The organism is Ruegeria sp. BJ3 (assembly GCF_056535665.1).
Window position 1 is genome coordinate 2,914,550 of the sequence record NZ_JBQFIT010000001.1, and the last position, 15,006, is coordinate 2,929,555.

General features: G+C 61.6%; 18 protein-coding genes. 7 read left to right on the forward strand and 11 right to left on the reverse strand.

Annotation, left to right across the window (positions count from 1 at the left end):
• Nucleotides 1–211: 211 nt before the first annotated feature.
• From rplT to ACR3EL_RS14660, 4 genes are all read right to left on the reverse strand, one after another.
• Complete coding sequence (rplT, locus tag ACR3EL_RS14645; protein ID WP_093965154.1) at nt 212–577, reverse strand: 50S ribosomal protein L20; 366 nt, start codon at nt 575–577, stop codon at nt 212–214.
• Between the two features lie 14 nt (nt 578–591).
• Nucleotides 592–792, reverse strand: coding sequence for a 50S ribosomal protein L35 (rpmI, locus tag ACR3EL_RS14650; RefSeq protein ID WP_005981143.1), 201 nt, complete (start codon nt 790–792; stop codon nt 592–594).
• A 181-nt stretch (nt 793–973) separates the two neighbouring features.
• Nucleotides 974–2,527: an alanine/glycine:cation symporter family protein gene (locus ACR3EL_RS14655; protein WP_170442069.1), complete on the reverse strand. Its 1,554-nt coding sequence runs from the start codon at nt 2,525–2,527 to the stop codon at nt 974–976.
• A gap of 14 nt (nt 2,528–2,541) precedes the next feature.
• Nucleotides 2,542–2,979, reverse strand: a complete 438-nt coding sequence (locus ACR3EL_RS14660) for a universal stress protein (RefSeq protein ID WP_093965150.1) — start codon at nt 2,977–2,979, stop codon at nt 2,542–2,544.
• A 189-nt stretch (nt 2,980–3,168) separates the two neighbouring features.
• Here ACR3EL_RS14660 and ACR3EL_RS14665 point away from each other — a divergent pair, with 189 nt between their 5' ends.
• A complete protein-coding gene (locus tag ACR3EL_RS14665) occupies nt 3,169–3,654 on the forward strand; it encodes an Lrp/AsnC family transcriptional regulator (RefSeq protein WP_093965149.1) in 486 nt (161 codons plus the stop codon).
• Nucleotides 3,655–3,656: 2 nt separating this feature from the next.
• Here ACR3EL_RS14665 and pyk read toward each other — a convergent pair whose 3' ends face one another.
• Nucleotides 3,657–5,102, reverse strand: a complete 1,446-nt coding sequence (pyk, locus tag ACR3EL_RS14670) for a pyruvate kinase (RefSeq protein WP_170342769.1) — start codon at nt 5,100–5,102, stop codon at nt 3,657–3,659.
• 117 nt (nt 5,103–5,219) lie between these two features.
• Here pyk and ACR3EL_RS14675 point away from each other — a divergent pair, with 117 nt between their 5' ends.
• The 3 genes from ACR3EL_RS14675 (at nt 5,220) to ACR3EL_RS14685 (ending at nt 6,669) form a co-directional block, all read left to right on the forward strand.
• Nucleotides 5,220–5,957 carry an N-formylglutamate amidohydrolase gene (locus ACR3EL_RS14675; RefSeq protein ID WP_170342771.1) on the forward strand — a complete coding sequence of 246 codons (738 nt, stop codon included), beginning with the start codon at nt 5,220–5,222 and terminating at the stop codon, nt 5,955–5,957.
• Nucleotides 5,958–6,043: 86 nt separating this feature from the next.
• Nucleotides 6,044–6,283, forward strand: coding sequence for a DUF6868 family protein (locus ACR3EL_RS14680; RefSeq protein WP_093965143.1), 240 nt, complete (start codon nt 6,044–6,046; stop codon nt 6,281–6,283).
• A gap of 71 nt (nt 6,284–6,354) precedes the next feature.
• Nucleotides 6,355–6,669 (forward strand): DUF1244 domain-containing protein, encoded by a 315-nt coding sequence (locus tag ACR3EL_RS14685; RefSeq protein ID WP_170342773.1) that lies wholly within the window; start codon nt 6,355–6,357, stop codon nt 6,667–6,669.
• Nucleotides 6,670–6,711: 42 nt separating this feature from the next.
• On the opposite strand, the gene ACR3EL_RS14690 is transcribed toward ACR3EL_RS14685, so the two are convergent.
• From ACR3EL_RS14690 to dgcN, 3 genes are all read right to left on the reverse strand, one after another.
• Complete coding sequence (locus ACR3EL_RS14690; protein WP_170370100.1) at nt 6,712–7,572, reverse strand: D-amino-acid transaminase; 861 nt, start codon at nt 7,570–7,572, stop codon at nt 6,712–6,714.
• A gap of 11 nt (nt 7,573–7,583) precedes the next feature.
• Complete coding sequence (dgcA, locus tag ACR3EL_RS14695) at nt 7,584–8,549, reverse strand: N-acetyl-D-Glu racemase DgcA (protein WP_170370102.1); 966 nt, start codon at nt 8,547–8,549, stop codon at nt 7,584–7,586.
• A 72-nt stretch (nt 8,550–8,621) separates the two neighbouring features.
• Complete coding sequence (gene dgcN, locus ACR3EL_RS14700; RefSeq protein ID WP_170342779.1) at nt 8,622–9,623, reverse strand: N-acetyltransferase DgcN; 1,002 nt, start codon at nt 9,621–9,623, stop codon at nt 8,622–8,624.
• A gap of 293 nt (nt 9,624–9,916) precedes the next feature.
• Here dgcN and ACR3EL_RS14705 point away from each other — a divergent pair, with 293 nt between their 5' ends.
• The gene (locus tag ACR3EL_RS14705) at nt 9,917–10,879 is read left to right on the forward strand and encodes an L-malyl-CoA/beta-methylmalyl-CoA lyase (RefSeq protein ID WP_480722111.1); all 963 of its coding nucleotides are present in this window, start codon (nt 9,917–9,919) and stop codon (nt 10,877–10,879) included.
• A gap of 55 nt (nt 10,880–10,934) precedes the next feature.
• Here ACR3EL_RS14705 and ACR3EL_RS14710 read toward each other — a convergent pair whose 3' ends face one another.
• Nucleotides 10,935–11,510: a PA14 domain-containing protein gene (locus tag ACR3EL_RS14710; RefSeq protein WP_170342782.1), complete on the reverse strand. Its 576-nt coding sequence runs from the start codon at nt 11,508–11,510 to the stop codon at nt 10,935–10,937.
• 119 nt (nt 11,511–11,629) lie between these two features.
• Nucleotides 11,630–12,082 carry an Lrp/AsnC family transcriptional regulator gene (locus tag ACR3EL_RS14715; protein WP_170342784.1) on the reverse strand — a complete coding sequence of 151 codons (453 nt, stop codon included), beginning with the start codon at nt 12,080–12,082 and terminating at the stop codon, nt 11,630–11,632.
• 72 nt (nt 12,083–12,154) lie between these two features.
• Between ACR3EL_RS14715 and ACR3EL_RS14720 the strand changes: the two genes are divergently transcribed.
• A complete protein-coding gene (locus ACR3EL_RS14720) occupies nt 12,155–12,742 on the forward strand; it encodes a LysE family translocator (protein WP_170342786.1) in 588 nt (195 codons plus the stop codon).
• A gap of 130 nt (nt 12,743–12,872) precedes the next feature.
• A complete protein-coding gene (locus ACR3EL_RS14725) occupies nt 12,873–13,835 on the forward strand; it encodes an acetyl-CoA carboxylase carboxyltransferase subunit alpha (RefSeq protein ID WP_170342789.1) in 963 nt (320 codons plus the stop codon).
• A gap of 4 nt (nt 13,836–13,839) precedes the next feature.
• Here the strand turns inward: ACR3EL_RS14725 and ACR3EL_RS14730 are convergent, their stop codons facing one another.
• Nucleotides 13,840–14,979 carry a lytic murein transglycosylase gene (locus ACR3EL_RS14730; RefSeq protein WP_222458538.1) on the reverse strand — a complete coding sequence of 380 codons (1,140 nt, stop codon included), beginning with the start codon at nt 14,977–14,979 and terminating at the stop codon, nt 13,840–13,842.
• Nucleotides 14,980–15,006 lie beyond the last annotated feature (27 nt).

Genomic DNA, 15,006 nt, shown 5'->3' on the forward strand with positions numbered 1-15,006 from the left:
AAGAAGGGCTTGGGTAAGTCTTTGGCAAATAGGCATTTCAGTATTCCGCATTCAATTCATCAGTGAAACTTAACAGATGATTACATCAAATGCGTGTAGTGACCATAACGGAATCCCATACTTGGTTTACGCGAAATCCAATCTGGTCGATCCAAAGAAAAAAGCCGCCCCGAACGGGACGGCCTTTCTTTCACTGTCTCTCGAAAGAGGATCAGGCAGCCAGAGCGGCCTGTGCCTTGGCGACGATCGCGCCGAACGCTTCCGGCTCGTGCACGGCCAGGTCGGCCAGGACTTTGCGGTCCACTTCGATGCCGGCCAGGTTCAGGCCGTTGATGAAGCGGGAATAGGTCAGAGCTTCGTCATGCGAACGAACAGCGGCGTTGATGCGCTGGATCCACAGAGCACGGAAGTTGCGCTTGCGGTTCTTGCGGTCGCGGGTTGCGTACTGGTTGGCCTTGTCGACGGCCTGACGGGCAACCTTGAAGGTGTTCTTGCGGCGGCCATAGTAACCTTTGGCGGCCTTGATGACCTTCTTGTGACGGGCGTGAGTTACGGTTCCACCTTTAACGCGGGACATATCGGTATCTCCTCTTAGCGGTCGTAGGGCATGTAGCCCTTGACGATCTTGGCGTCGGGGGCGGACAGGGTGGTGGTGCCACGGGCGTCGCGGATGAACTTCTTGGTCCGCTTGATCATGCCGTGCCGTTTGCCGGCCTGGCCAGCCATGACCTTGCCGGTCGCAGTCACCTTGAAGCGCTTCTTGGCGCTCGATTTGGTCTTCATCTTGGGCATTTCCGTCTCCTTTCAGGGTTCGGTCCGAAACGCGACTCGGCATGCCACATCGGCCGGTCGCGCGATCAGATGCGCCGTTTACGCAAGTTCGGTCATGCTGGCAAGGGGTTTTTGACCCGTTCGGGTGCTTTTTGCACCGGGGTCGGGAACCGGGGCAGCAGGGCCGCCCCGGTTGGTGTCATCAGTCGGCGAACTTGCGGATTTCGCCGCTTTTCAGTCGCGCGCTGTACGAGGCCAGTTCCTGACGCACCACTTTCATCAGGAAGTAGAGCGCAAAGACGTTGACCACGGCCATGGCAAAGATCGCCGCATCCGAGAAGTCGATCACCGGGCCCAGGTTGGCCGCAGCCCCGATCACCACGAAGACGCAGAAGATGATCTTGAACACCAGTTCCTTGGTGTGGCCCTCGCCGAACAGATAGGTCCAGGCCTTCAGGCCATAGTAGGACCAGCTGATCATGGTCGAGAAGGCGAACAGGATCACCGCGATGGCCAGGATGTAGGGGAACCAGCTGAAGGCGCTGCCGAAGGCGGCCGAAGTCAGGCTGACGCCCGAGTTGCCATCCACGGTTGCGATCGCCGTGCCCGCTTCGTTCAGCACGTACAGGCCGGTTGCCGGGTCGATCACCAGCTGCTGGGTGATGATGATCACCAGCGCGGTCATGGTGCAGATCACCACCGTGTCGATGAACGGCTCGAGCAGTGAAACAAAGCCCTCGGTGATCGGTTCCTTGGTGCGGACGGCCGAGTGCGCAATGGCCGCCGAACCCACGCCCGCCTCGTTCGAGAAGGCGGCGCGCTTGAAGCCCTGGATCAAAGCACCGACCATGCCGCCGGCGACACCCAGACCGGTGAAGGCACCAGCAAAGATCTGACCGAAGGCCCAGCCGATCATGTCGGCGTTCATGATGATGATGACCAGCGCAGTGGCGACATACAGGATGCCCATGAACGGCACGACCTTCTCGGTCACGCGGGCGATCGACTTCAGGCCGCCCACGATCACCATGAACACCACGGCCGCGAAGACCAGGCCGGTGATCCAACCGGGATAGTCACCGACGATACCCGCGATCTGCTGGTGCGCCTGGTTGGCCTGGAACATGTTGCCCCCGCCCAGCGCGCCAAGGATACAGAAGATCGAGAACAGGACCGCCAGGATCTTGCCGCCGGGCAGACCCAGCTCGGCAAAGCCCTTGGACATGTAGTACATCGGGCCGCCCGAAACGGTGCCGTCTTCATACTCGTTGCGGTACTTCACGCCCAGCGTACATTCGGTGAATTTCGATGCCATGCCCAGAAGGCCGGCAAGGATCATCCAGAAGGTCGCACCGGGTCCGCCGATGCCGACCGCCACCGCGACGCCCGCGATGTTGCCGAGGCCGACCGTACCGGACAGCGCCGTTGCCAGCGCCTGGAAGTGACTGACCTCGCCCGCATCGTTGGGGTCGGAATAGTCACCTTTGACCAGGCTAATCGCATGGCTGAAGAACCGCATCTGCACAAAGGCGAAATACAGCGTGAACACCGTCGCGGCCACGACCAGCCACATCACGATCCAGGGAAAGCTCGTCCCCGGAAACGGTGCGAAGATGAAGCTGACGAAGGGGCCCGTCAGATTCGCGAAGGTCTGGTTGATCTTTTCATCCAGACCGGGGGCCTCCTGCGCAAATGCGGGGTTGGCCAGCAGGGCCGCGGCCGCACCCGACAGGCCCAGGGTTTTGATCGATTTCATGTCTGCTCCTCCCGTCAGTTCACGACTGTGACCGGAACGTCGGCGTGCATGACCAGATTCTGGGTCGAACTGCCGAAGATTCGCTTTTTGATGCCGTCAGCCGAGGATCGTCCCACGACGATCTGCGATCCGCCGTTTTCGACCGTGATCGCGTTCAGCGTTTCGGCCACATCGCCATGGCGGACAATACCGCGGGCGCTGAAGCCTGCGGCCTTCAAGGCCTCGACGGCGGGTTCCACCACGCGGCTGGTGGCAAGCGCGATCTCCTCTTCGCGCCGCTTGTGCCGCAGGGCGTTTTCCTCGGGAGTTTGGAAAGTATAGGGCGACCATTCGATGACATAGGCAACCAGCAGTTCACACGATCCAATCCGACTTGCCAGATCCTTGGCAAAGCCGACCGCGCGATCTCCGGTCTCTGTCCCGTCCAGTCCTATGACAATTTTCGTTGTCATCTCGTTCCTCCGTTTTTGTTGATTTGGCCGGGGCCCGTGCCCCCGGCAGGGCAGCCGGAACCTGGAACTCGTTTTACAAGGCTGCCCTTCGGTCAAGTATCAGGAAAAATCACTAGGAAAAGGAGATTTTTTCGGTCTATTTTCAAGAAAATATGCCGCCAGACCTCAAAAACGCAGGGAAATTGCCTGATGGACAGGGATTTGGATAAGATCGATCAACGGATATTGGCCGAGCTCGAGGCCAATGGACGCCTGCCAATAGTCGAACTGGCGGCCCGAGTAAACCTGACCAACACGCCGTGTTCCGAGCGGGTGAAACGGCTGGAAAAGAGCGGGTACATCACCGGCTACAGCGCGGTGATCGACAAAGAGAGGCTGGGGCTGGGGCACTTGACGGTGGTGCAGGTTTCGCTGACGGCCACAGCCGAACACTCGCTGGACCGTTTCAACGAAGCCGTGCGACGGGTACCTGAAATCGAAACCTGCCTGATGGTCGCCGGATCATTCGACTACATGCTGACCGTTCGGACACGCGACATCGCGCATTTCCGAACGGTTTTGGGCGACAAGATCAACAAGCTTCCGGGGATACACCAGACAAGCTCGTTCACGGTTATGGAGACCGTAAAAGAGCCTGTCGGCGCCAAAGCAAGGCCCGGCGGACCGGGTGGCTGATCCTATTCGGGATCCGTCGAGTAGATCAGTCGCTCGTCGCAGGGTGCGACGCGCAGGATGTTGGTCGAGCCTGGCACGTTGAACGGGACACCGGCGGTCACCACGATCTGATCCGAGGCGCCGGCAAACCCGCTGGCTCGCGCCGCGCGCGCCGCATTGACCACGGCGCTTTTGAACCGCTCGAGCTCGGGCGTCATCACGCAGTGACAGCCCCAGCTGAGACACAGACGCCGCGCGGTGCCCCGCAGCGAAGTCATGGCGATGATCGGGACACCGGGACGCTCGCGGGCGGTGAGCAGTGCGGTGGTGCCGCTTTGGGTAAAGCAGCAGATCGCCTTGATGTCGGTCTTTTCGGCGATTTCACGGGCCGCGGCCACGATGCCGTCGGCAACGGTCGTTCCCTTGGTCTGGCGCGAGGCGTCGATGATCTGTTTGTAGGTTGGGTCGGCTTCGACCTCGATCGCGACTTTGTTCATGGTCTGAACGGCCTCGATCGGATACGAGCCCGCGGCCGACTCGGCGCTCAGCATGATGGCGTCGGTTCCCTCGTAGATGGCGGTAGCGACGTCCGACACTTCGGCGCGGGTGGGCATCGGGCTTTCGATCATGCTTTCTAGCATCTGGGTCGCAACGATAACCGGCTTGGCGGCAGCGCGGCACTTTCGGACCAGTCGCTTTTGAATCGGAGGCACGGCCGAGACCGGGAGTTCGACGCCCAGATCGCCACGGGCGACCATGATGCCGTCCGATGCGTCGAGGATTTCGTCAAACGCCTCGACCGCCGCGGGTTTTTCGATCTTGGACAGGATAGCGGCGCGACCGTCAGCCAGGGCGCGCGCTTCGTACACGTCCTTGGCCCGCTGCACGAAGCTCAGCGCAAGCCAGTCGACACCCAGCTGACAAACGAACTCCAGATCGTCGCGGTCCTTCTCCGACAGGGCCGCCAGCGGCAGCACCACGTCGGGCACGTTCACACCTTTGCGGTTCGAGATGGTCCCGCCGATTTCAACTTTGCAATCCGCGAAATCGGGGCCGCATTTCTCAACCACAAGCCGGATCTTGCCGTCGTTGACCAGCAGATGCGCCCCCGCTTCCAACGCCTGAAAAATCTCGGGGTGCGGCAGGCAGACCCGGCTGACATCGCCCGGAGTTTCGTCCAGATCCAGACGGAACGCGGCACCTTCGACCAAGTCCTCTGCATCATTCGCAAACACACCGACCCGCAGTTTCGGGCCCTGAAGGTCAGCCAGAATGGCGATCGGGCTGTCGAGGTCCTTTTCGATCTGACGGATGATCCGGTGGCGTTCACGGATTTCGTCGTGGCTGCCATGGCTCATGTTCAGGCGGAAAACATCGGCGCCGGCCTCGTGCAGAGCACGGATCATATCATAGTCGTTGGACGCCGGGCCCAGCGTCGCCACGATTTTCACATTTCTCAGGCGTCGCATCGATCTTGCTCTCCTTGATGGTCGAATGTTACCGCAAACAATAGTCGGTTTGCTTATTGCGCAATTCCCTTTCCGAGGCAACTGTCCTACACCTGCGGCAAACAAGATGACAGGCTCATGACATACACTCCGTTTTACGTGCACGGGGCGGATCGCCCGTCCCGCTGGCTGATCACGTGCGACCATGCCACCAATATCGTACCGCCGCAGATCAACGGCGGCGACCTCGGCCTTCCGCGTGAGGACATGGAGCGCCACATCGCCTATGACGTGGGCGCCTACGAGGTATCGAAACATCTGGGCGAGATCCTGAACGCGCCGGTGATTGCCGCCAATTTCTCTCGGCTGGTGATCGACCCGAACCGGGGCGAGGACGACCCGACCCTGTTGATGAAGCTGTATGACGGGTCGATCATTCCGGCCAACCGTCACGCCGACGCCGCCGAGCGCGAACGGCGCCTGAACCTGTGCTATCGCCCCTATCACGAAGCGCTGGCCAAGATGGCCGCCCTGCCCCACGCCGTAATCGTGTCGATGCATTCCTTCACGCGCCAGCTGCGGGGCCGCCCGCCGCGCCCCTGGCATGTCGGCATCCTTCACACCGAGGACGAGCGGTTCTCGGCCCCGCTGATCGAGCGCCTGCGGGCCGAGGAGGATCTGTGCGTCGGCGTCAACGAACCCTATACCGGCGTGCTGCCCGGGGATGCGATCGACCGGCACGCCACCGCCTTTGGCCGCCCCAACGCACTGATCGAGCTGCGCAACGACCTGATCGCCGACCATGCCGGGCAGCGCGCCTGGGCCGAGCGGCTGGCGCCGATCCTGCAGGACGCGCTGGCCGCAAGCGGTCTGTAACGCTGGAAAAATCCGCGACCAAACGACGCCCATGCTCTTGCGCGGCGCGCAGGCGGTCCCCATTTTTGGGCTGAAAGGAGGCCGTCATGACACCTGAAACCCTGACAGCCTTTTTCGGCTGGATGACCGTTCTGAACTTTGCGGTCCTGCTGCTGTCGACCCTGATGGTGGTGGCCCTGCAGGACCGCATCGCCGCCATTCACGGCCGCATGTTCCAGATGGACAAGGCCGAGGTCAGAAAGGCCTATTTCAAGTATCTTGCGAACTACAAGATCCTGACCCTGATCTTCTGCCTGATGCCCTGGATTGCCCTCAAGCTGGTCTGAACCGGCGCGCGTTGTGCAATGGCCTCGGGCTTGCTAGGTCTGGATCAAATCCCACGAACCGGAGCCCGCCCATGGACCCCCAGACCGAGATTGAACTGCAGGCCGCCGCTTTCCGCCGCCTGCGAAAACACCTGATGCAGGACCGTACCGACGTTCAGAACATCGACATGATGAATCTGGCCGGGTTCTGCCGAAACTGCCTGGCGCGGTGGTTTCAGGAAGCCGCCAATGAAAAAGGCATCGAAATGGGCAAGGATGAAGCCCGCGAAATTTTCTATGGCATGACCATGGACGAGTGGAAATCCAGATACCAGACCGAGGCCAGCCCCGACAAACAGGCCGCCTTCAAGGTCGCGTTCGAGGAAAACGTCGGCAAAAAAGACTGACGCATTAACGAAAAGGCCCGCCAGATCGGCGGGCCATGGGGTTCAGATCGCCGCCTTGCGGCTTTCGTCCAGATAGATCTCGCGCAGCCGCTTGGCGATCGGGCCCGGCGTGCCGTCGCCCAGCGCCACGCCGTCGATCTCGACCACCGGCATCACGAAAGCACTGGCCGAGGTGGTAAAAGCCTCGTCGGCCTCTTTTGCTTCGTCGATGGTGAACAGGCGTTCTTCGACTTCCATCTGAGCCTCGGCCGCCATGCGCAGCACCGCCTTGCGGGTGATCCCGTGCAGGATGTCGTTCGACAGCGGGCGGGTAACGATCTTGCCGTTCTTGACGATATAGGCGTTGTTGCTGGTGCCTTCGGTGACATACCCGTCTTCAATCATCCAAGCATCGTCGCACCCAGCGGCCTTGGCCATCATCTTGCCCATGGACGGGTACAGAAGTTGCACCGTCTTGATGTCGCGGCGGCCCCAGCGGATATCCTCGATCGAGATGATCTTGGCCCCTTTCTTCGCCGCCGGATTGTCAGCCAGACCGGGCTTGTTCTGAGTGAACAGAACCAGCGTCGGCTTGGTGCCGGCCGAGGGAAATACGAAATCGCGGTCGCCGTCGCTGCCTCGGGTGACCTGCAGATAGACCAGCCCCTCGGTGATGCCGTTCAGCTCGACCAGCTTGCGGTGGATTTCAAGCAGCTCGTCCTTGCTGCAGGGTTCGGCCATCTGCAATTCGTCCAGCGACCGCTTCAGGCGCACCGCGTGACCCTCGAAATCGATCAGCTTGCCGTCCAGCACGCTTGTCACCTCATAGACGGCATCCGCCATCAGAAAGCCTCGGTCGAAGATCGAGACCTTGGCTTCGGTCTCGGGCAGGTATTCGCCGTTCACGTAAACGGTACGGGTCATGTTCGTCTCCATCAGCCCCAGAGTTCCGCCTCGGGCGGGTGTACTCCGGCATCATCAAAAATCAGCGGGGTGTCGCGGTCTTCGGCCAACAGAAGCGGGCCGTCAAGGTCCGTCACCAGCGCACCCTGCGCCACCAGTGTCGCAGGCGCCATCGCCAGAGAGCTGCCGACCATGCAGCCCACCATGATCCCATAGCCCTCGGACTGCGCCGCGCGGCGCAGCTCCAGCGCCTCGGTCAAGCCGCCGGTCTTGTCCAGCTTGATGTTGATCACGTCATATTTGCCCTTCAGCCCGGGCAGGCTGGCGCGATCGTGGCAGCTCTCGTCGGCACAGACCGGCACCGGACGATCGAGTCCGATCAGCGCCTCGTCATCTCCGGCGGGCAGCGGCTGTTCGACCAGCGCGACTCCCAACCGCACCAGATTCGGCGCCAGATCGGCATAGACCTCGGCCGACCAGCCCTCGTTGGCATCCACGATGATCTTCGCATCCGGCGCCCCGGCTCGTACGGCCTCGAGCCGCGGCATGTCGTCGGGCGTGCCCAGCTTGATCTTCAACAGCGGACGATGCGCGTTCTTCGCCGCCTGCGCCCGCATGGCGCCGGGCGTGTCCAGCGACAGGGTATAGGCGGTGATCTCGGGCTTGGGCGCGGGCAGGCCGGCCAGTTCCCAGGCGCGCCTGCCCGCCCGCTTGGCCTCAAGGTCCCACAGGGCGCAATCCACCGCATTGCGCGCGGCGCCGGCGGGCAGCAGGTCCATCAGCGACTGGCGCGTGAATGCTTCTGGCAAAGCGCGGATCTCGGCCTCGACCGACTCCAGCGTTTCGTCATACCGGGCATAAGGCACACATTCGCCCCAGCCCTGATGCGCCCCATCCGTCAGGCGCACCGTCAGTACCTTGGCCTCGGTCCGCGACCCGCGCGAGATGGTGAATACCTGCGCCAACCGGAACACATCACGAGAGACGTCGATTTGCACGCGTCCACTCCTTACTCTTTGCAATTTCCCGGGCCGGTGGCGGGCTCCCCCGCCATCGGCGCCCCGGTTGGATCACATCGCGGCCAGCGCGTCCACCAGCTTGCCCGCGCCGAACCGGTACGGATCGGTCGTTGGCAGGCCCATCTCGGCCTCGACCTTGGCGATGTAGGCTTTCGCGTCCTCCTCGCTCAGGTGCTGGGTGTTGATCGACACACCCGCGACCTGGCAGGCAGGGTTGGCGACGCGCGCCAAAGGCAGGGCCGTGTCGCGCAGCTGTTCCAGCGTCGGCAGGGAGTATTCCGGCAGACCGCGCATATGGGTGCGGGTCGGCTCGTGGCACAGGATCAGAGCATCCGGCTGACCGCCATGGATCAGCGCCATGGTCACGCCGGAATACGAGACATGGAACAGCGACCCCTGCCCCTCGATGTGATCCCAGTGATCAGGATCGTTCTCGGGCGTCAGGTACTCGACGGAACCGGCCATAAAATCGGCCACCACGGCGTCGAGCGGAACGCCCTGCCCAGTGATCAGAATGCCGGTCTGACCGGTAGCGCGGAAGGTCGATTTCATGCCGCGCTTGCGCATCTCGGCATCCATCGACATGGCCGTGTACATCTTGCCCGCCGAACAATCGGTGCCCACCGCCAGACAGCGCTTGCCGCTGCGTTTGCGCCCGTTGGCGATCGGATAACCCACCGTGGGCACGCGAACGTCATGCAGGGTGCATCCATGGGTCTGGGCCGCGGCCACCAGATCGCCTTCGTCGCGCAGCAGGTTGTGCAGGCCCGAGGCCAGGTCATAGCCCATTTCCAGCGCGGCGATCAGGACCTCTTTCCAGGCCTGGCTGATAACGCCACCGCGGTTCGCGACACCGATCACCAGCGTCTTGGCGCCGGCGGCCTTGCCTTCGGCCAGGGTCATGTCGGTCAGTCCCAGATCGGCCTTGCAGCCCTCCATCCGCAGCTGACCCACGGCGTTTTCCGGGCGCCAGTCCCGAATGCCGATCGCGACCTTGGCGGCCAGTTGGTCGGGGGCATCTCCCAAAAACAGCAAATACGGTGTCTCGATCATCGCGCGCTCTCCTTTTCTTGCGCCACAACCTATTGAAGGCCGTCAACGAGCGTTTCTCGTTTTCCTCCGACCTGCCGCACATCGAACGGAGAATTTTGCAAGATTCCCCCGAGTGGCGCAAAAAGCTTCGAAATTTTCAAAATGATGAAACTTTGACCGCTGCGTTCCGGGGGTTGCGCACAGCTTTCTGCAACAGCATTGCCGCAACTGCACAATCAGGCTTGCGCAGGGTCGCGCAATTTAATACCCAATTGCCAACTGAAATCGCAATTTCATTACTCAGCGAGGTGCCGATGAGCTTTCGTATCCAACCCGCCGCCCCGGCGCGACCAAACCGCTGTCAGCTGTTCGGCCCCGGATCCAACACCAAGCTGTTCCCCAAGATGGCCGCCTCGGCCGCGGACGTGATCAACCTCGACCTCGAAGATTCGGTGGCCCCGTCCGACAAGGAGACCGCCCGCGCCAACGTGATCGAGGTGCTGAACACCGTGGATTGGGGCAACAAGTACATGTCGGTGCGCATCAACGGGCTGGATACGCCCTATTGGTACCGCGATGTCGTTGACCTGCTGGAACAGGCCGGCGACCGGCTGGATCAGATCATGATCCCCAAGGTGGGCTGCGCCGAAGATGTCTATGCGGTTGACGCTCTGGTCACTGCGATCGAACGCGCGAAGGGCCGCACCAAGCCCATCAGCTTTGAAGTCATCATCGAATCCGCCGCCGGCATCGCCCATGTCGAGGAAATCGCGGCCTCCTCCCCGCGCCTTCAGGCCATGAGCCTGGGCGCGGCCGATTTCGCTGCCTCAATGGGGATGCAGACCACGGGAATCGGCGGCACGCAGGAAAACTATTACATGCTGCGCGAGGCCCAGAAATACTGGTCGGACCCGTGGCACTGGGCGCAGGCTGCCATCGTGGCTGCCTGCCGCACCCACGGGGTGCTGCCGGTCGACGGACCGTTCGGCGACTTCTCGGACGACGAAGGCTACATCGCGCAGGCGCGCCGCTCGGCGACGCTGGGCATGGTCGGCAAATGGGCGATCCACCCCAAGCAGATCGCGCTGGCCAATCAGGTTTTCACCCCGTCGGACGAGGCGGTGACCGAAGCGCGCGAGATCCTAGCCGCGATGGAGCAAGCCAAGGCCAATGGCGAAGGCGCCACGGTCTACAAAGGACGGCTGGTGGACATCGCCTCGATCAAGCAGGCCGAGGTGATCGTGGCGCAGGCCGAACTGATCGCCGCAAACGGCTGATGGGGATATAAAAAAGGCGCTCGTTCCGAGCGCCTTTTCCTGACTTCGGTTGGCCTCAGCGGCCGAACACGTTGTTTGGTGTCCAGGTAAACTTCTCACCCTGCTTGCCGGATTTCATCATCAGGCAGGACGTTCCCAGCTTCTGGAAATAGATGATCTTCAGAGGGTACCAGCCCGCCTTTGGAACTTCGACCTCGGTGCGCTGGTTGGCTTCACACCCCTGAATCCCGGTGACACGGCCGATCTGCTGACCACCGACATAGGCCTCGAGCCCGTCATTGGACCAGGTTTCGAGTTCGTAAATGCCTGGAGAATCAAAGCGCATGTACCCGGTGATTTCAGCGGCAACATTGTAGGGGTCCGTGAACGTCAGAACCGGCTCGCCCTTGTTGGTGTCGGCATAGTCCAGCCCGCGCAGTGGCTTGCCCGGCTTGGCCTTGGACAACACGCTTTTGGCCTGGCTCAGATCGCGGATCTTTCTCTGAGTACCCTGCCCAACATATTTCACGTTCAACCCCGCCTTGGGATTGGGTTGCGGGTTGGCGGGCTGCAATTTCAAAGGCGCGGCAAATGCGGCACCGGCGACAATCGCCACCAAGGCCGCCAATGCGCCTGTCCGAACAAAACTCATGATCGTGTCTCCCTGACATCGCGCACTGTTCGATCTGATGCCGAATTTCTGGCGCTTTCAGGCCGACGATATTCCGGGATACACATGCCTGCAAGGCCCTAGCGGCAGTGGGCTCAAGCTCAGGCCCGCAGGTCTTTCGGGGATCCCATGACCACGTAGGACGTGATCGAGGTGACATGGGGCAACGTGCCCAATACGTCGGTATGGAAGGTCTTGTAGGCCGACAGGTCGGCGCATTCCACCCGCAGCAAGTATTCGATCGTACCGGTGATGTTGTGGCATTCGACCACTTCGGGCGCCAATTGCACCGCTTTTTCAAAACCTTCCTGAGCGGCCTTTGTATGCTCACCCAGTCCGACGCCGATATAGGCGACAAAACCGACGCCCATCGCCGCAGGGTTCAAAACGGCGCGATACCCGCTGATGACGCCGGACCGCTCAAGCTCTTGCACCCGGCGCAGACAGGCTGACGGCGAAAGCCCTACGCGGTCCGCCAGTTCAAGGTTGCTGATCCGGCCATTTCGGGCCAGCTCTTGCAATATTTGCTGATTCTTTAGGTCAATATTCGCCATTTGTTGCAAGCTTTATGTAATCGAAAACGAAATCGCAATTTCATTTGACCAAACCTGGGCGATCTTTGCGCCATGACTTACGACATCCTACTTGCGCTGGTCGCGTTTGCCTTTGTCTCGTCCATCACGCCGGGGCCGAACAATCTGATGCTGATGGCCTCAGGGGCAAGTTTCGGGTTCCGGCGGACAATCCCCCATATGCTGGGTATCGGCTTGGGCTTTATGCTGATGGTTTTGTTGGTCGGCGCAGGATTGGTGCAGGTGTTCGAGACCTATTCCATCAGCCACGTGATCCTCAAAATCGCGTCGGTGGCCTATCTGCTATTCCTCGCGTGGCGAATTGCCAATGCGGCTCCTGCCAAGGGCCCGGGGCACGTCGGACGGCCCATGACGTTTCTGCAGGCGGCGGCGTTTCAATGGGTGAACCCCAAGGCCTGGGCCATGGCGCTGACGGCGACGACCGCCTATGCCCCGGACCAGACCCTGCAAGCCATTGCGCTGGTTGCCCTTGTATTCGGCTGCGTAAATCTGCCATCTGTCAGCACTTGGACGGTTCTGGGCCAGCAGATGGCGCGCGTGCTGACCAACCGGCGACGCCTGACCGTGTTCAACTGGTCGATGGCGGTTCTTCTGGTGATTTCGTTGTACCCGGTGCTGTAGCCAGACTGAGGTCGCCGGCTCGCGTACCATGTCGCCGCGCGCGGGGAAACGCACCCCGAGATGCGGTGCCGAGTTGCATCCGGGGCGACCTCGGGTCATATAGCGGAGAACTTTCGCGTTGAGAGGCGTCATGACCCAGTATCTGGATTTCGAAAAACCGCTGGCCGAGATTGAAGGCAAAGCTGAAGAGCTGCGCGCCCTGGCCCGCGCCAACGAAGAGATGGACGTAGCGGACGAAGCCGCCGCGCTGGACGCCAAGGCGGCCAAGCTGCTGGACGAGTTGTACAAGGACCTGACGCCCTGGCGAAAATGCCAGGTGGCCCGCCATCCCCAACGTCCGCACTGCAAGGATTATGTCGAGGCCCTGTTCACCGAATTCACCCCGCTGGCTGGTGACCGCAATTTTGCCGACGATCTGGCGGTCATCGGCGGCCTAGCACGGTTCAACGATCAGCCGGTGATGGTGATCGGGCATGAAAAAGGCTCGGACACCAAATCTCGGATCGAGCGCAACTTCGGCATGGCCCGCCCCGAAGGCTATCGCAAAGCCGTGCGCCTTATGGAAATGGCTGGTCGGTTTGGTCTGCCGGTGATCACCTTGGTGGATACCGCCGGCGCGTATCCGGGCAAGGGCGCGGAAGAACGCGGGCAATCCGAAGCGATCGCCCGTTCAACCGAGATGTGTCTGAAAATCGGTGTTCCGCTGGTGTCTGTCATCATCGGCGAAGGCGGCTCGGGCGGCGCGGTGGCATTTGCCACGGCCAACCGGGTGGCGATGCTGGAGCACTCGATCTATTCGGTGATTTCGCCCGAGGGTTGCGCGTCGATCCTTTGGAAAGATGCAGAAAAAATGCGCGAGGCCGCCGAGGCGCTGCGCCTGACCGCGCAGGACCTTCAAAAGTTGGGCGTCTGCGACCTGATCATCTCCGAACCCAAAGGTGGCGCGCATCGCGACCGCCCGGCTACGATCGAATCCGTGGGCAAGGCGATCGCCAAGATGCTGAAGGATCTGAACGGCAAGGATGCCGCCGCGCTGATCAAGGACCGGCGTCAGAAATTCCTGGACCTGGGGTCCAAGGGACTGGCGGCCTGATCCGTCAACCACCCAAAGAGCGCAACAAGCTGACCGAGGGCACGCCCGTTACGGGCAGGCCCTTGGCTTGCTGATAAGCGGTTATGGCCGCGGTGGTATTCTTGCCAATCACCCCATCAGCGCCTTGCGTGTCATACCCGGCAGCAGTCAGACGCCGCTGCAACTCTTTGCGATCTTCCAGCGTCAGGCCGGTTTCGTCGGGCCCGAAAGACGCCTGAAAAGGTGCGCCACCGGCGATCCGATCCGACAGGTGCCCGACCCCGATCGCGTAGCTGTCCGAGTTGTTGTAGCGTTTGATCACCTGGAAATTGCGGAACACCGCTATGCGCGGCCCGGGTTTCTGCGGCTGCAGAATTGCAACCGGTGTGCCCGAGTTTGCCGCCGCAGATCCGACCTCACCCCCCCAAGGCTGGCCCCGCACCCAACCCGCCCGCGACAGGTAGGCAGCCGTCGAAGCCAGCGAGTCCGTCGGATCGTCGGACCAGATGTCGCGTCGGCCGTCTCCGGTGAAATCCACGGCGTAGGCCAGATACGAGGTCGGGATGAATTGCGTATGCCCCATGGCACCGGCCCAGCTGCCGGTCATGTTGGCCGGCGACGTGTCACCGTTTTGAAGGATCTTCAACGCCGCAATCAGCTGGCTTTCGAAGAACACCCCGCGACGCCCGTCATAGGCCAGCGTGGAAAGGGCCGAAATAACGGGCACATCGCCCCGCCGCTGCCCATAGCGGCTTTCCAGCCCCCAGACCGCCACCACGACCTCTTTGTCGACGCCATAGCGCGACTCGATCTGCGTGAGGGTGGCGTTGTGGCGTTGCAGCATCTGCTTGCCGGTACTGATCCGCTCGTCTGACGCGGCGATGGCCAGATAGTCTTCGAGCGAGCGCTTGAACTCGACCTGGTTGCGGTCGCGTTCGATCACATCTGGTAGGTAACCGGCACCCTGAAACGCCCGGTCGATCGTCGCTTGCGAAATACCCTGCCCGGCCGCGCGCGCCTTGAAACTTGCAACCCAGGAATCCCAGCCGGCATCGGGCACTGCCCGCATTCGCGACGCGGTTGTTCCGGTTGGCGCGGACCCGCCCGCGCAGGCGCTCAGGAAACCTGCACCGAGACCCAGTGAGAATGTCCGTCGATTGATCATGGCTGAAATCTGCTCTTGTTTGTTGTT

Bases quoted from the DNA above. Each gene is read 5' to 3' on its own strand.
- dgcN (WP_170342779.1), bottom strand. From the start codon at position 9,623: ATGATCGAGACACCGTATTTGCTGTTTTTGGGAGATGCCCCCGACCAA.
- ACR3EL_RS14715 (WP_170342784.1), bottom strand. From the start codon at position 12,082: ATGGCGAATATTGACCTAAAGAATCAGCAAATATTGCAAGAGCTGGCC.
- ACR3EL_RS14730 (WP_222458538.1), bottom strand. From the start codon at position 14,979: ATGATCAATCGACGGACATTCTCACTGGGTCTCGGTGCAGGTTTCCTG.
- ACR3EL_RS14705 (WP_480722111.1), top strand. From the start codon at position 9,917: ATGAGCTTTCGTATCCAACCCGCCGCCCCGGCGCGACCAAACCGCTGT.
- ACR3EL_RS14675 (WP_170342771.1), top strand. From the start codon at position 5,220: ATGACATACACTCCGTTTTACGTGCACGGGGCGGATCGCCCGTCCCGC.
- ACR3EL_RS14720 (WP_170342786.1), top strand. From the start codon at position 12,155: ATGACTTACGACATCCTACTTGCGCTGGTCGCGTTTGCCTTTGTCTCG.
- rplT (WP_093965154.1), bottom strand. From the start codon at position 577: ATGTCCCGCGTTAAAGGTGGAACCGTAACTCACGCCCGTCACAAGAAG.
- ACR3EL_RS14710 (WP_170342782.1), bottom strand. From the start codon at position 11,510: ATGAGTTTTGTTCGGACAGGCGCATTGGCGGCCTTGGTGGCGATTGTC.
- ACR3EL_RS14665 (WP_093965149.1), top strand. From the start codon at position 3,169: ATGGACAGGGATTTGGATAAGATCGATCAACGGATATTGGCCGAGCTC.
- ACR3EL_RS14725 (WP_170342789.1), top strand. From the start codon at position 12,873: ATGACCCAGTATCTGGATTTCGAAAAACCGCTGGCCGAGATTGAAGGC.
- ACR3EL_RS14655 (WP_170442069.1), bottom strand. From the start codon at position 2,527: ATGAAATCGATCAAAACCCTGGGCCTGTCGGGTGCGGCCGCGGCCCTG.
- pyk (WP_170342769.1), bottom strand. From the start codon at position 5,102: ATGCGACGCCTGAGAAATGTGAAAATCGTGGCGACGCTGGGCCCGGCG.
- ACR3EL_RS14680 (WP_093965143.1), top strand. From the start codon at position 6,044: ATGACACCTGAAACCCTGACAGCCTTTTTCGGCTGGATGACCGTTCTG.
- ACR3EL_RS14660 (WP_093965150.1), bottom strand. From the start codon at position 2,979: ATGACAACGAAAATTGTCATAGGACTGGACGGGACAGAGACCGGAGAT.
- ACR3EL_RS14685 (WP_170342773.1), top strand. From the start codon at position 6,355: ATGGACCCCCAGACCGAGATTGAACTGCAGGCCGCCGCTTTCCGCCGC.
- rpmI (WP_005981143.1), bottom strand. From the start codon at position 792: ATGCCCAAGATGAAGACCAAATCGAGCGCCAAGAAGCGCTTCAAGGTG.
- ACR3EL_RS14690 (WP_170370100.1), bottom strand. From the start codon at position 7,572: ATGACCCGTACCGTTTACGTGAACGGCGAATACCTGCCCGAGACCGAA.